The sequence below is a fragment of the Microbacterium sp. genome (genome assembly GCF_044340635.1).
Classification (GTDB): domain Bacteria; phylum Actinomycetota; class Actinomycetes; order Actinomycetales; family Microbacteriaceae; genus Microbacterium.
Genome location: NZ_JBIITF010000015.1, coordinates 69,453 through 84,397 on the forward strand (window position 1 = coordinate 69,453; position 14,945 = coordinate 84,397).

A 14,945-nucleotide genomic window follows, 5' to 3' on the forward strand; every position below is an offset into this window, starting at 1 on the left:
AGGGAAACGCGTCCGATGAAGAACACCTGGAAGGTCAGCCCGGGGGCCCAGATTGCCTACGACGGAAAGATGTGCACGGTCGCGGAGATCGGTGATGGCGCCGTCATCGTCCGCACCGCGGATGGGCGCACTCGCCGTCTCCGCATGATCGATGTGCTGCAACCGGAGTCGGAAGGCGGCAGAGTGCACGTGCCAGGCAGGGTGGGCGACGACGAGCAGACGCAACCTTTGATGCTTGTCTGGTCGGACGCAACCCAGTCCGCTCAGGCGGGTGCTCACCATCGGGCGGATCACGTCCGTGAGGTGCTCACGGGATACCGGTCGGGCAGTCGTGAGGTCGCCCGAGAGGGCGAGCCACGACTGGAGTACCACCCGCAACGGCCGCTCCGAGAGCGACAGAAGGCCAAGGCCAAAGAGCTCGACATAGGCCTACGGACCCTGGAGCGATGGGTCTCCCGGTATCGAGACACCGGGGAAGCGGGTCTCATCGATACCCGGATGTCACGGACGGGTGCGGCACTGACAAACTTCGACCCGCGGTGGGTTGACGCCGCGCGAACGATACTCGATGAGCAGGACGATCAGTCCAAGGTGCAGAAGAAGATCATCCTCGCCCGGATCCGCGCACGCATCGAGAGACTTCACGGCCCCGACGTCGTCACATTCCCGTCCACCGCCAGCGCATACCGGGGCTTGGACGAGCTCACCCGCGGACGAGGCACTTTCGCGGGTTCCACGAAGGCAAAGAGATCGATCGCGAACCGGCCCGCCGCTCCCTACGGACGGTTGACCGCGTCACGTCCCGGTGAGTTCGTACTTCTTGACACCACCCCACTGAATGTGTTCGCCGTCGCTCCGGTGACGGGCAAGTGGGTCTGCGCGGACCTCACGGTCGCGATCGATCTCTACTCACGGTGCATTCTCGGGCTGCGCTTGACGCCAGGATCGACCAAGTCCATCGACGTGTCCGGTGTTCTCGTCGAAGCGATGCTGCCGTTCGACCTACCGGGCAGTTGGGATACCGCCGCTCGTGTCCCGTATCACGGCGTGCCTGACACGGTGCTCGTCGACCCCACCCGAACCGATGTCGCCCGTTTCACACGCGCCGGCATCTTGCCCGAGACGATCGTCGTGGACCACGGTCGCCCTTTCCTCTCCGAGCATGTCACCACCGCGTGCGCCCGACTGGGCATATCAATCCAGCCAGCCCGTATCTACCAGCCCACCGACAAGAGCCCGGTGGAGCGCTTCTTTCGCACTCTCGACTCTCTCCTGCAGGAGCTCCCCGGCTACAAGGGTGCGGACGTGTCGGGTCGTGGGGACGATGTTGAGGGTGAGGCGGTGTATACGGTTCCGCAGTTGGAGCAGATCATCCGCGAGTGGATCGCGACGGTCTATCACCTCCGCCCGCATGAGTCGCTCGCCGATCCCAGCCTCCCGGGTGTGAAGTTGAGTCCGGCGCAGAAGTATGACCAGGGGCTCGCTGTCGCGGGTTCGCTGCGGATGCCGACGGACCGGAATGTGCTGTTGGAGCTGCTGCCGGTGGTGAAGCGTCAGTTCAACCACTATGGGGTGGAGATTCACAATCTTCGCTACACGGGGGATTCGGTGGCGAAGTACCGCAACCGGGCCCGGTCGATCCACCGGGACACGGGCACGGAGTGGCCGTTCGTGGTGAACCCGGACGACCTGACGAAGATCTACTTCCACGACCCGGAGGATCACACCTGGCACACCCTGGAGTGGGAGCACAAGGACGCGTTCGACACCCCGTTCAGTTTGGACGCGTTGGAGTATGCGAAGAAGATTGCGATCCGGCAGGGCCGCCCCTCGCAGGTCGATGATGTTGCCGCGCAGTTGCTCGAGGACTGGGGCGCGGGCCGAGGGTTGACACCGTCGGAGCGGCGGATGAGCGCCCGGATGGCGGCCCGCCTGGATGAGAAGAACCCCGATCCGGAAGGGGTGTGGTCGTTGCGGACGGTGCAACGGATGCTGGACGCAGAACTCACGGCCGGGTCGGACCTGGCGACGGAGCTGACCGGCGGGGTGAGGGATCCGAGGACACGGGTCGATGTGCCGGAGACCGGAGATGATGACGACGAGGACGACATCGACGAGCCCACCATCCGTGGCGACTACCGCTTCGAGCCGATGGAGATGCTCCGATGACAACCACCCAGCCCCAGCCGCAGGCGGGAGCACGGCAGCGGAGCCTGTCCACCTACGAGGGGTGGAACGACTTCGCAGAACGCCCAGCCCGGACCCGTCCGGACACCCTCACGCTGAAGCGGCTGGCGGCGCTATCCACGCAGGAGCGTGTCGGGTATGACTTGGCGCGGCGTCAGTGGCACGCGAACATCCTGCTGCGCACCCGACAGGTGCAGGAGATCGAGTTGCAACTCGGCGACATCCTGGACTCGAACCTGCAAGACGCCGACCGGGTGAAGTCAGCGGCGGCGATCGACGCGCCGCCGGCGCTCGGGAAGTCCACGGTGGTGAACAACTTCGGTCGAGTGTTCCACCAGCAGCGGATCGCGGAGGCCGGGGAGTGGCTGGATCAGGACCGGGACGTGCGGCACCTGCCGGTGTGTCATGTGACGTTGACGGGCCGGCCGACGATCAAGGGTCTGCACATGATGATCCTCGGGTTCTACGCCCACCCCGCCACCGCCGGGATCCTGCACCGCTCGATGGCGGGTAGAGATCTTGCCCGGGCAGCCGCGGAGTGCATCGAACGCCACGACACGCGCCTGGTGATCGTTGATGATCTCCACTTCCTGCGGATGAATACCCGTGACGGGGTAGAGGTCGCGAACCAGTTGAAGTGGCTCTCGAATGAATACAACGCCACGTTCCTGTTCGCCGGTGTCGCCCTCCGCAAGCGGGGACTCGTCGGGGAGGGCCAGACCGGCGAAGGCGCAGCAATGGCGCAGACCTTCCGACGGTGGACAGTCCTCAGCCTGGAACCTTTCACCCTCGCCCACAAACGCGGCCGCGATGAATGGGACCGGCTGCTGTTCGGCATCGACCAGGCCCTCGTGCTGACCGACGGGAGAGACGGGATGCTCGTCGACCTCTCGCGGTACCTGTTCGCCCGCACGACCGGGAACATCGGGTCGCTGATGGACCTGATCCGCCGCGGCGCATCGCGCGCAATCCGCACCGGCAGGGAACGCATCGATCGGGAGCTGCTCGATGATATTCGCATCGACGAGGGCGCCGAGACGGAACGTCGTGAGCTGGAGGCGAAGCTGGAACGGCAGCTTCGAAGCCAGAGAGCGGGCCGCCGCCGAAAGACCCAGGGTGGCGAGGTGGCAGCCGCATGACCGGCAAGGCCGCGACGCGTTCCGACGAGGTGCGGGTGCTGCCGTTTCGGGTGCGGCCACTGCCGGATGAGCCGTTCGATTCCTGGCTGGAGAAGATGGCGGCCACCTATGGGGCGACGATGAACGAGATGGCATGCGCGCTCGGTCTCATCGAGCAGGAGAAGGGTTTGGCTGTATCGGCGACCGCGTGGATGGCGGACAAGTGGGCCACAACCCTCACCGAGGAGCAGGCTGCCCGGCTTGAGGCTTCCACGGGCATCCCTGCCGATCAGTTTCACGAGATGACGAGGATGCGCTTCGCCCGTCACGCGATCCGCTATACCCGGCAGGGTCGGATCAGCGCGCAATGCCCGGCTGCAGGGACCGCGGGACGATACTGCCCGGAATGCCTGGTCGATTCGGGTGGACGGTGGCGGATGTCGTGGCAGTTCCCGTTCGGGTTCGCCTGTGCCCGCCACCGCCGCCTTCTCGTGGATCGGTGCCAGACCTGTGATCTTCCTGCCCGACACCGCGCTCACCCGCTCGCACTTGTTCCCGTTCCCGGGCGTTGCCACAATCCCGTGCGGGGTCCGGGGAGGGGTCCGCAGGCCAACCGGTGTCGCGCGGACCTCACCGAGGACCGGACCCGCACGCCGGTGCCGCAGGCGGTGCTGGATGCGCAACGGGCGATGATGCGCATCGTCTCCACCGGTCAGGCGCAGTTCGGGATCTATGCTGATGCACCGCAGCCGGCCGTGCCTGTGTTGGAAGACATTCGGCTACTGTCCCGCACCGCGCGGGACGCAATCGTCGGCGGTCACAGCATCGACGCGAGCCCGCTGGGCCGGGAGCTCATTGGGCTGTTCGAGATGAGCGAGGACTGGACGAGGGCGATCCGGGCGCGACCAGACTCTGCCGTCGGGGCCGCTGTCGGCACCACCCTCGGTCACCGCGCACTGACCAATCCGGCCGCGATCATCTCCCTGCTGCAGGGGCGGCTGGCGCACAGCACGTCGTACACCGCGCACACACCACAACTACAGACCCTGATCGCGGCCGCGCTGGGTCGCCGCCGCCGCCCCACCGTGTTTCTGCAGTCCGCACCGCCGTCGGGCGTCAGCCCGGAAGAGCGAGCACGGAAAGTGCCGGCACAGTTGTGGGGGGACTGGATCGCCCAGTACGCCCCACTGCGGGTCGACAACGAGATCGCCGCGTCCGCGCTGGCAGCAGCGGTCGTGTTTACCGGCACGAGGCTCACACACTCCGCCGCGCTCGCGCTGCTCGATCCGCACGCACCGTCACGGCAGGTGACGCACGTGATGCGTGAGCTGGGCCGCAGCACTCACCACGTGACGACCCTGCACGCGGTCCTCCGCCTGGCAGCTCTATTGGACACGCAAGACGTGCCCATCGACTACGCCCGCCGCCGCCACCTCGACTACACCGATCTCCTGCCCGAATCACAGTGGGGGCAGCTCTGCCGGGACGCGGGCGTGTCCCCAGGGAGCGGACGACGCTGGGAGTTGGCGCGCGCAGCCCTGTACCAAGAACTCTCCGGGAACCCGCTGCGTGCGATGCCTACGGCGTGGCACACGACCAGGGCGAGCCCGCCCGCCGTAGCCCGCTTCGTAGAGGAGCTCCCGCCGGCGGTGCGGGCGGCGCTCGATCAGATCGCCGCAGAGTTCCTCGTCGCCAACGGCATTCAGGAGCCCGTCACCTGGACACCCGAACCCACCCCTCAGCTCCCGGAAGTCGGACCCCAGATCGCGCCGTCGTGGCCGCCCATCCGGCCGGCACGAGCGACAGCGACAGAAGCCATGCCACCAGACCGGCTGACGCAGGTGTACGCGGCGGGAGCTTCCACCTACACGATCGCCGCAGACACGAGGGTGTCTCGGCAGACAGTGGGTCGCATTCTCGCCGACGCGGGCACCCGGACTCGAAGGGGACGACCCCGCACCTTCGACCTCGACCCCCGTTGGCTCCGCGATCACTATGAAACGAAGCACTGGACCATCGCACAGATCGCGCAGCTCGCCGGCTGTAGCGAGATGACCATCAACCGGCATTTGCATAGCGCCGGCATCCCGGTCCGCCCACGCGGGGCGCGCATCAACGGGTCTACCTCGGACGCAGGCAGGCAACGATCTGACCCGCCCGCCCCGCGGGGCCCATCACAGGCTCACGGACTCCGTCGCAGCACTCCCGTCGAGCCATCGACGAATACTCGAATTCCAGACACGCGAAGGACGTCGGCATGACGCAGAAGAAACGAACTTCCAGTCGGCTGCGGCACGACGCGCGGGAACGCGTGAAGGTGACAGGAGAGAAGTACACCACGGCGCTGAAGGCAGTCATGGATGCGGGTTCATCCAGCAGCCGAGCTGGAGGACGAGATCAGGGCGAGGAGCCTGCGGGTCCCGCCGACACGCAACGCGCACCCGACGACACCCGTGACCGGAGCTGAGTCCGGGGTGGGATCTCTGCGATGACGGTCGAGGGCAAGGAATGCGTGGTGTCGGCCGACTCAGGCCGGGAGGACAAGCCGTGGTCGGCACCTCACCTCGCGCCGCTGTTCATTGAACTCACCGCTGACGAGACGGCGCCGGTGTGGGCGCGTCGCGCTGTGACATTCCTCCATCGCTACGCCCGCGAACACGGCCAATCCCCGACCTTCCGGGAAGTATTCCCGGAGCTCGCGTCGCACGATCTCAGCGCCGCGGAGCATCAGGCTGCCTGGACGTCGTCGTCGCCGCGGTACCTGACGATGGTGCACTGGCAGCGTTGTGGATGGATCCGCTTCCGACGAGAACCGCGGACCCTCCGATCCGGCCCCGCGGCAGGCGAACTGTTCATACCGTCGCCCGCGCCGAAAGCGCGTCCGAGGCAGTCCTAAGCCTTGGCGGTGTTCCCGGGGGAGTCGGGGTGGGAAGAGTAGAGCGCGCCGAGGAGTTCCTCCAGCGCGACGCGCAGTTCGTTGTAGCCCATCGTGTAGAACATCGCGTCGGAGTTCGAGGTTTCGGTGGCGTCGAGGTTGGCGAGGAGTTGACGGGCTTCACGGACCGCCACATCGAGCCACGGCTCGACATCCGGTAGGCCCCGGACCCACTCGTCGATGACGGTGAACGGGATGGGCGCGTATGCGTGGGCGTCGACGCCGACGTGGAACTGGTGCCCATTCGGGCCGTGGTCGCGTGCGTGCGTGTGACCGTGCAACAGCGGGATCCCATCGTCCCAGCGGGGCCGGTGCGACGTGTGTCGGTCCGACTCCTGCGAGTCGCCCTTGTACGGGTAGTGGGATGCGAGGATCCGGTAGCCGTGCCGGGTGCCTTCGATGACCTCCGGCAGAATCGTCCACCCGGCCGCCTCGTAGAGCGGCGCGAACCGTTCGATCGCCTTCCTGGACTGTGTCGCTGGTGAGACCCGGTCATGGTTCCCGGGGACGAGGTACCGGTGACCGTTCAGCTGCGCGGTGAGGGTGATCGATTCCTCGATCGGCCCGAGCGCGACATCCCCGAGATGTAGCACCACATCTGTCGGGGCGACCGTCTCGTTCCAGCGGCGGATGAGCTCGGTGTTCATCTCGTTGACGGTGGTGAATGGACGGTCCGCGAGTTCGCTGATCCGGGCGTGGCTGAAGTGGGTGTCCGCGGTGACGTAGTCGACTCGGTCGAAGTCGAACCACGGATACTCACTCACGGCTAACGCTCCTCGCATGTGACGGATGTCTAGCAGAATCTAGCGGTGTCTAGCGTTTCGGTAGACACCGCTAGATGTTCCTAGAGTTCGTCGAGATCGATCCCGAATTTCCGGGCGAGATCGGAGCGCGCCACCTCCGCACTGTCGGCGGGACGCTCCCGGGCGATACGGGCGATTTCCTCGTCTTCCGCCGCATCCTCCGTGGCGGCGACCGCTGCCAGCTCATCGATCAGGACAAGAACGGGTGTGCCGTCGGCGGTCGCGCGGCGGCGGATCTCGGCGGCGGCATGGCCGAGGGTGTACATCCGCTCCCACGGGTGCTCGCCGTGGCGAGCGATGGCCACGGTGTCGCGGGTGTAGCTGCGCTCATCGCCTGGGACGAGCCACCGTTCGGTGCCGTCCGAGGCGAGGAAGAAGTCGACGTAGCAGTTCCCACACGGCATCCGGTAGACCCCGGGCTCGGTGGGGGCAGAGTCGGTGCTACGCGCGATCATGTCGCGGATGATCCGCCCCCAGTCCGTGTTGCCGTCAGAGTGTGACATCGGCCAGACCCTTCGTTTGGCGAACGGAGTAGTCTCTCACACCGGTGAATTTGTGTCCACTGATTGGGTCAGAGCCTGTTCGAGTCGAGTGGTTGCTCTCGCTCAGGAAGTCTCGCCCGTCGTGAGATGCTCGCCTCATGGCATCGCACACTTCAAGCGGCTGAAAGCGGCCCCAGAAGACCTCATCGACATCCAGCGCTGCGTGACGTTCGTCGCGGGCATGGGCCTGGACCCCGTTTGGCCCGAGGCCCAGCAAGGCCTAGCAGCCGGTGGAAGGCCATTTCACTCGACGCGCTGGACCGATCACAACTCAATGGGTAGCCCACCCGAGGCACATGAACGTGCTGCTCAAGGCGCGCCGCCTCGGTGGGACGGCGGACGGCGACTGATATATCGAGCCGTGTCATCGCAGCCGGTGTCTGCAGCATGCAACAGACTGATCTGGCAACCCGGCTTCGCCGGTAATGCACAGCCCCTGGCAGACACAGCGGGCCAAGTGACCACGAGCGGAGAACAGATGGCGAAGATGCGAGTGCACGAGCTCGCCGCCGAACTGGGAGTCGACGCAAAGGCCGTCTTGGTCCGTCTGCGAGAACTTGGTGAGTTCGTCAAGAGCCCGTCTTCATCGATAGAAGCTCCAGTTGCTCGCAAGGTGAGGGCGTCGTTCGGTGCCCGACCCCCTCGACCCGGTTCGCCTCGGCCATCGCCGATGCGACGTGAGCACGTAGACCCGCATGTCGATCGGCCGGGATTCGATCCGACCGCACCATCCACTCGACAGTTCGGCTGGCGATCGGGCGCTGTGGCGGCGCCCCAGCACCCAGACCTGCTGGCAAACGTCGAGCGCGTTCGATACAAGTACCCGGTCCTGCGTGACCACATCGACGCTCTGCGAAGTCTTGGCTCCCAGGTGGTCTACGCGGGGTTCTGCCGTCAGGATGGCTTCAGGGACTGCGCGATCGTCCATGTGCGATTCAGTGGAGCGATCGAGGCCGGGTTTGGGTTTACCCGCGAGGTGATGATCTTCTACAGTCCGCATGAGGATCTCCAGGGCCGGACCTTCCAGGCTGCGGCCCGCGAGCTCGGTGGCGCCGATCGTTCCATCACTCCGGACATCTTCTTCATGTGGTCGCCCGATCGGCGTCTACAGATCAAACTGAACGACTGGTCGCGCCCCGCGAAACTAGCGATCCCGCTCTTGATTGACGACGAAGACGAACTCTCGCTAATTACCCTTCTTCGCGACTACATCTATGCCCGAGACCTCTTCTACATGACGACTCCCGTGTATGGCGCGAGCTTCTTCGGCCGCAGGACACTGCTGCAGTCGATGCGTGACGACGTGTTCAACCAGCGAGTCACAGGCGTCTTCGGACTGCGGAAGTCGGGCAAGACGAGCATCCTCATGCAGCTTAAGGAGGAGTTGCAAGAGGACAAAGTGGTGACCGTCCTCATGGACCTGGAGGCCTTCCCCTCTCCGCCGGAAGACCCCACCGACGACATCGTCAGCGATCTGCGTCGACGACTGATTGCTGAACTCAAAGCTCACAAGCTGCGCACCCAAGAGCTTTCGCAGCTGCAGGAACGCCCGAGCATCCTCGACCTGAAGAACGCTCTCCAGGCGATACTCAAGCATCTCCACAAAGACGGGCATAGGATCCTGCTCCTCCTGGACGAGATCGAGTACTTGACCCCAGCGGATCGCATCGATATCGCTGAAGGCGACATGCCACGCATTGCGCAGCTGCTATCGGCCCTCAGGAGCATCGTGCAGGAGTCTGAGAACTTCACCTTCGTGCTGTCCGGCCTTACAAGCGCCATCGTTGAAGGTGGACGACTGTATGGTCGACCGAATCCCCTCTTCTCTTGGGCGAAGGCCGTGTACGTGAAGCCGCTGGAGCGAGAAGAGGCGGACGATCTCGCGAGCACCGTCGGCGGCAAGATGGGCATCCAGATCGAACCTGGTGCGCTCGAGGCACTCCACGAGGCGTCCGGTGGTCACGCCTATCTGTATCGAAATCTGAGCTCAGCCGTCGTGCAGCACCTTCCGACCGACGTCTTCCAACGTACGATGACTCGCGCTTCCGTGCTCACAGAACTTGATGATTGGAAGAGTCGCGTCCAAGGCAACATTGAGGAGATGGTCCAACACGTCAAGCGCTACTACGCGAACGAGGCCGTCATGCTGGACGTGCTGATGGACAGTGCAGCCGACTTCAAGGAACTCGCATCCAGCGAGCACGTCGCAGTTCGTCGACTGAAGGACCTGGGTCTGATTCACGAACAGGACGGCGAGTTCGAAGTCAGCGTGATCCTGGAGCTCGTATGAGCGCGACCGACTACTCCGACTGGATACTGGGCGTTCACCGAAAAGCGGAGCAACTCCGCGTCGTGTTCCTGCAGCTGGGCTCGAGCAACGAGCCAGCCCGCCGCGCTCTGGGGGCTTCGCAGGTGAACGTGACGCGCGTCCGGGACTACTTGCAGCCAGATGGCCCACTTACCACCGGAACAGTCGTGATCGACGGGATGGAGTCGCTCACGATGCAGAGTGAGGCCACTCAGATGGGTGCGCTACGCGAGCGCGTCTTCAGCGACGTCGAGGCCGGCGGCAGGGTCATCCTCCTCTCCCGGGCGCCTCGGATTGCTTTCCCTCCAGTGGTCGGGAGTTCGCTCCTTGACGACGCCAGCCTGGCGCATGCTCCGGTCGTCAAGAGCACAGGCGCTCACGAGTGGCCAACGTGCGTTGAAGACGGCGCCTCCCCGGCCGACGTACTGTGCCGGGCGCTGACAGAACTCGGTATGGACCTGGCTGCGTCTCTCGATCGTGTCGTGTACGAGAGCCTGCTGATTGGCCAGAGCGCGCTGGGCCTGCTCAACGCGAGGGAGCTTGAGGCGCTGGATGGTTCCAGCCTTACAGCGCCCGACGGTGCGACTCGGACATGGAATTTTCCGAAGCATCTCGGACCGCTCAAGAAGGCGCTCGACGAGGTTCTCGCGGATGCCCTCGATCCTCAGCAGCAGCTTGCCGAGGTGAGTTCGGGACTCTGGAAGATCGAGCGGATCATCCGACGCGAAGTGCGTCGGCGCGCAATCGCCGCATGGGCGGAGAACTGGCGCACGCAGTGCCTGAACGGCGACCTTCCGGAAAAAGTGCTCGAGCGAGCGAGCGAATCGGCATACATGGGCGCCACGTCGGTCAAGCAATTGCGCGACCCTCTCGAATGGCTCTCACTCGGGGAGTTGCTCCAACTAAAGGACCGTTCCCAGATCGGCGACTTGGGGTTGAGCGCCGCTCACTGGCGACAGTTCAGCGCGCAGATCATGCCGATTCGGAATCGTCTGGCACACATGCGCAGTCTTCGGCCCGAGGACGCCGCCGACGTCGTCAAATGGCAGCGAGTGCTCGAAATGCGATTCCCCACAAATTGAGACGAGCGCACTGCGAGGAGCGTACGCCCGATCAGTAGGCTCATCTCGGTAGCGGGTGAGGAGATTCGAATGGCGGAGAGCACCACTGCCGATCTGGACGTCAACAGGTCCGACCGGCGACTCGGGCGCGCTGTGACGCGGGTTCATCAAGCCTCGCGCACAATCGACCCGGCTCTGAGACCCAGACTCGAGTCACTACTTCACGCAGGCGAAGCGATGGACTTCGTCGCCCGCATCCATGGATTCTCCGACCCCTTGAGTGCATCCGCCCTCGAGTCTTTCGCCGTCCAGGCAGGAATTGGAAGGCAATCACTTCACTCGACCGTGCTGCCGGCGCTGAAGGCTGCCAATGTTGCAGACTTCGCGCTGGACACACAAGGCGTTGTAATCGAGGTGCAGGAGTTTCTGGGCGTAACCGGGAACCTCATCGAACAGTCCTACCGCGTTCTACAGCAGCTCAACCCGACCATCGATGAGATCGTAACGCTGCACTCGATCGAAGTCGCATCGTTCGCCCCGTTGACGACCACCCAACATCTCGACCAACTCCACCGACGAGGATTCAACGACCAAGTCAGCGAAACCGGTCTGAACCTTGCACTGGCGACAGGCCTTACAAAGCGCGTCAACTCCGTCGATCTCGCCGAGGACGTAATTTATAGCCCTTACGTGTGGGAGTCAGGACAGATTGAGATCGCGTCGTTCCTCCGTGGCCTTCCCCCGGGCGAGCGCGACGCGCTTCTCGGCATATGTGAACAGGCAGCGCAACACCCCGGCCTCGCACTTCCACTCCTCGCGCAACCGACCCCCGGCGTGTTCGGCGCAGCACAGAAGGTCGGACTCGTCCAGGCCGCCACCGTCAAGTCGACGGGAGGATCCGGAGCGCAGACATATGTCTTTTCACCTACTCTCGAGTCGGAGGACGACCGGCTCACAACCACCGAGGCGCTGAATCAGCGCAAGCTTTTTGTCGCCCACATGCTCTTCGGGCATGAACGAGCGGAACGTAGCGGCGGTCGAATACACGATCCTGTGGTCCTCGTGCGGGCGCTCCTAAACCGCGGGAGCGTTGGGCCTGCGAGCAACATCAGCACCGACTACCACCTGCTTGAGGCGCACGGCATCGTTCGCGTCCGTGAAACGGACCACGGCCGGGCATACCTCGAACTTGTGAAGGAGGAGATCGTCGAAGGCGGGCTCGCGTGGCTTCAGAACTCATCAACGTCCGCAGGAACGACGGACCCGACGGTGAACCTCCTCCGAGCTCCAGGCGAGTTCACCAACCCAGAGCAAACACGTGCGGGCGCGGGCGACCTCGGAGCCGCTGACGAGATCGCGAGATCAGCGATCCTCGAGCTGAGAAAGGAACTGCAACGTGCCACCCGTCAAGACCGACCCGCTAACCCCCGGTGATCGACTCGAATGCCGCGTAGGCCAAGTGTGGTTCTGGGAGGGGTACTTCACTCGGGTAGGCATCGACCTCATCAGCTACTACGGCGCGGAACTCATCCAAGTCACCGACCTGGATCTACTCGCCATCGGGCTTGGTCCCGGGCTCGAGAGTCACCGGACCATTGGCGAGTCCAAGAGCGGGACGGGGAAGAGCGCGCCGAAACCACTCGACCGTATTGTGTGGCTACGCGGACTGCAAGAGTTGGTAGGCGCAGAGCGAGCGGAACTGACTGTTGCCTCGAGCGTGACGCCCAGAACCCGGGAGCTGGGCCGCCATTCCCGCGTCAGCGTCGAATCGATCAACGACCTCCAGGCGCGAGAGGCCGCACTTAATCTCTCGAAACTCACAGATCTTGGGGCCCACGGACCCAACGCCCTGCTTCTGCGGCGCACAGTCAAAGTAGTCAGCAAGGACGATCCCACGCTCGGACCTGCGTTCAAGTTCCTCACTTCCACCGTGTGGTTTCTAGATCCGTTCGCTGCACTGAAGCAGAGCCTGGGTCTACTTGAGACGCTTTGCCAGCGCTGGACGCCCGGCGTCAAGGATGACGAACAGCTCGCGGTACGGTGGCTCATTTCAGAGACCCTCAGTATCTGGGTACTCAACCTCGTAACGATCGTGGGATTTGTCCGCCCGATGGATCCGAGTGCATTCACAAGTTTTCTTCGCGAACGCCTCGCAGACGGAGTTGTGCCCGCTCAGCGCATGCGCCAGTTGTCGCGCGACTTCGACAAGTTCATCAGTGGACTGCTCGCGGCGGCGAAGGCCTCGCCCGAGGTGCGGACTGAGGCCATGGGCGCGTTTGAGCCCTCACCGCCGGAGTGGGCTGACTCTGCTGCAGAACTCGCAATCCGGCTAGGCCGTCAGCCCGCGCTCCGAGACTTGCCTCGACAGTTTGATCTCGTCGTTCACGAGCGGCTAGCTCGTGGGCGAGACATCTCAGAAGCTGCGGGGGCTCAGCTTCGACTCAATGATCCGGCGGCAAGATCAAGCGTGAGCCTCATTGCAGCGTTCCTGCGAAGCTTTGGCTCTCTGAAGGACGACATCAGCGAGCTTCTAATCGCAGGGTTCGGTAAGCCGGCGCAGGCGCCGCCCGAGCCTGCACCCCAGCAAGAGATCGAAGCGACTGCTCTCACACTGCCCGGCCTCGACGCCGCTGACAGCGTTGCCGAGGACTGACTGGCGTGGGGCTGTAGGGATTCGCCATTCCCCACGGAATCCTGAGCCTTCGGCCACTGCCAACTACCGGGGATTCCCGGCATCCTCGGCCATTTCCAACGGGAACCTACACGTCGTCGAGGTCGTCGTTGCAGTGAGCTTCCGATGGTCGGCGACATGCGCGGGTTCGTCGCGGGGGCCTTCGATCTCGAACCCGCAGACACCGCAGCTATGCAGCCCGATGCCGTCGACGTCGTCCGAGGGGATGTACATCGTGGTGGGCTCTTCGCACATCAAGCAGCGCATGGTGTCTCCGTTCGTGATTGTCAGGTGATCGGTTGGACGGTGGCGGAGTATCCGCGGTGGGAGCCCCAGGCCGCGGCGATGCGGTCGGCAATGTCGCGGTCCTCGCCGAGGTATGGCCGGTATCTCTTGCCGCGAGGGTCGGTGATCACGACCTGGACGACGCCGGCGGGCTCGCGCACGGTGACCCTGGCGGCGGGGATCGGATATGCCTGGACGCGACCGGCGATGATGAAAGTCGGGTACAGGTCGCGTGCGAGCTCCGGGGCACGGAACACGTCGTGAACCCACGCCGTGATGGCGAGCGCGCCGGCGGGGCTGAACCCGATGAGGCGGGCGGGGAGTTGCTCGAGCCCGGCGCGGACGAAGTAGTGCTCGTCGACGAGGATCGGCGTCGGCGGGAGCAGGGTTTGCTCGTCGTGGGCGGGGTAGATGGTGAGGCTGGTGCGGCTGTTCATGAGGCGCTCGTTCATGCGGTGCGGCGGATGCCGGCGGCGATGATGTGGGCCTTGGTGGGCCGGGAGTAGAAGCCGAAGCTGTCGTCGTCGTCGGAAGCGGAGACGGTGGCGGTGAGTAGATCTTCGCCGTCCGGCGTGTGCTGCCGTCGCTCTCCGTGGAGATGGAATCCCGGCTGTCGGTCTCGTCCTGGCGACGGTCTTCACGCAGAGCGGCTGGGTCGGAGCAATGGCGGTGACCGCCGCGACTCTCGTCGTGGCGGCGCTGATCGTCTGGCACCGTGCCCGATCCGGTCTCGTTCGTGCGCTGGATCCTGATCATGCCGTGCGCCGGAGCCGATCTCTGTCGTGGTCACCGGGCAACCCGGGTGAGCTGTTCCAAATCGGCACAGCGCTGTGGCGGAATCCTCCCTGAGAGTAGAGCTCATCCACCGAGTGGTCGCCTAGTTCCTGCAGGCGCCGAGCATCAACGAAGGAGTTATGCGATGTCCTCGTCATCCACCGCGACCGCAGTCGTCCCGAGCGCCCTGCGTGATCTGTATCTGGGCTGGTCCGAGCTCATGGCCACCCACGAGCTGGACATGCGGCTGTTCCGCAGCAT

Annotated in this window: 11 protein-coding genes and 1 pseudogene; 9 read left to right on the forward strand and 3 right to left on the reverse strand. The window is 64.5% G+C overall.

Going from position 1 to position 14,945, the window contains the following annotated elements; genetic code table 11:
- Positions 1–15 precede the first annotated feature (15 nt).
- The 4 genes from ACIQ0W_RS12890 to ACIQ0W_RS12905 all read left to right on the forward strand — a co-directional run bounded on the left by ACIQ0W_RS12890 (position 16) and on the right by ACIQ0W_RS12905 (position 6,201).
- Positions 16–2,169, forward strand: coding sequence for a DDE-type integrase/transposase/recombinase (locus ACIQ0W_RS12890; RefSeq protein ID WP_005055284.1), 2,154 nt, complete (start codon positions 16–18; stop codon positions 2,167–2,169).
- Positions 2,166–3,326 carry a TniB family NTP-binding protein gene (locus ACIQ0W_RS12895; protein WP_005055282.1) on the forward strand — a complete coding sequence of 387 codons (1,161 nt, stop codon included), beginning with the start codon at positions 2,166–2,168 and terminating at the stop codon, positions 3,324–3,326. The genes ACIQ0W_RS12890 and ACIQ0W_RS12895 overlap by 4 nt, the downstream gene beginning before the upstream one ends.
- On the forward strand, positions 3,323–5,566 hold the full coding sequence (locus tag ACIQ0W_RS12900) for a TniQ family protein (protein WP_101305218.1): 2,244 nt from the start codon (positions 3,323–3,325) through the stop codon (positions 5,564–5,566). Before ACIQ0W_RS12895 ends, ACIQ0W_RS12900 begins: the two co-directional genes overlap by 4 nt.
- Before the next feature lie 227 nt (positions 5,567–5,793).
- Positions 5,794–6,201, forward strand: coding sequence for a hypothetical protein (locus ACIQ0W_RS12905; RefSeq protein ID WP_043341843.1), 408 nt, complete (start codon positions 5,794–5,796; stop codon positions 6,199–6,201).
- Here ACIQ0W_RS12905 and ACIQ0W_RS12910 read toward each other — a convergent pair.
- On the reverse strand, positions 6,198–7,004 hold the full coding sequence (locus ACIQ0W_RS12910; protein WP_005054963.1) for a metallophosphoesterase: 807 nt from the start codon (positions 7,002–7,004) through the stop codon (positions 6,198–6,200). The two genes, ACIQ0W_RS12905 and ACIQ0W_RS12910, sit on opposite strands and share 4 nt — an antisense overlap.
- Before the next feature lie 80 nt (positions 7,005–7,084).
- Positions 7,085–7,546: a hypothetical protein gene (locus ACIQ0W_RS12915; RefSeq protein WP_005054965.1), complete on the reverse strand. Its 462-nt coding sequence runs from the start codon at positions 7,544–7,546 to the stop codon at positions 7,085–7,087.
- Between the two features lie 517 nt (positions 7,547–8,063).
- On the opposite strand from ACIQ0W_RS12915, the pseudogene ACIQ0W_RS12920 reads away from it, so the two are divergent.
- From ACIQ0W_RS12920 to ACIQ0W_RS12940, 5 genes and pseudogenes are all read left to right on the forward strand, one after another.
- Positions 8,064–8,208 (forward strand): annotated as a pseudogene (locus ACIQ0W_RS12920) (translation initiation factor IF-2 N-terminal domain-containing protein); the annotation flags it as partial.
- Positions 8,209–8,255: 47 nt separating this feature from the next.
- The gene (locus ACIQ0W_RS12925) at positions 8,256–9,875 is read left to right on the forward strand and encodes an AAA family ATPase (RefSeq protein ID WP_230007221.1); all 1,620 of its coding nucleotides are present in this window, start codon (positions 8,256–8,258) and stop codon (positions 9,873–9,875) included.
- Positions 9,872–10,975, forward strand: a complete 1,104-nt coding sequence (locus tag ACIQ0W_RS12930; RefSeq protein ID WP_005054969.1) for a hypothetical protein — start codon at positions 9,872–9,874, stop codon at positions 10,973–10,975. Before ACIQ0W_RS12925 ends, ACIQ0W_RS12930 begins: the two co-directional genes overlap by 4 nt.
- A 69-nt stretch (positions 10,976–11,044) precedes the next feature.
- Positions 11,045–12,388 carry a hypothetical protein gene (locus ACIQ0W_RS12935; RefSeq protein WP_005054971.1) on the forward strand — a complete coding sequence of 448 codons (1,344 nt, stop codon included), beginning with the start codon at positions 11,045–11,047 and terminating at the stop codon, positions 12,386–12,388.
- Positions 12,351–13,607, forward strand: a complete 1,257-nt coding sequence (locus ACIQ0W_RS12940; RefSeq protein WP_005054973.1) for a hypothetical protein — start codon at positions 12,351–12,353, stop codon at positions 13,605–13,607. Before ACIQ0W_RS12935 ends, ACIQ0W_RS12940 begins: the two co-directional genes overlap by 38 nt.
- A 305-nt stretch (positions 13,608–13,912) precedes the next feature.
- Here ACIQ0W_RS12940 and ACIQ0W_RS12945 read toward each other — a convergent pair whose 3' ends face one another.
- Complete coding sequence (locus ACIQ0W_RS12945) at positions 13,913–14,347, reverse strand: hypothetical protein (RefSeq protein ID WP_101305219.1); 435 nt, start codon at positions 14,345–14,347, stop codon at positions 13,913–13,915.
- Between the last annotated feature and the right edge of the window lie 598 nt (positions 14,348–14,945).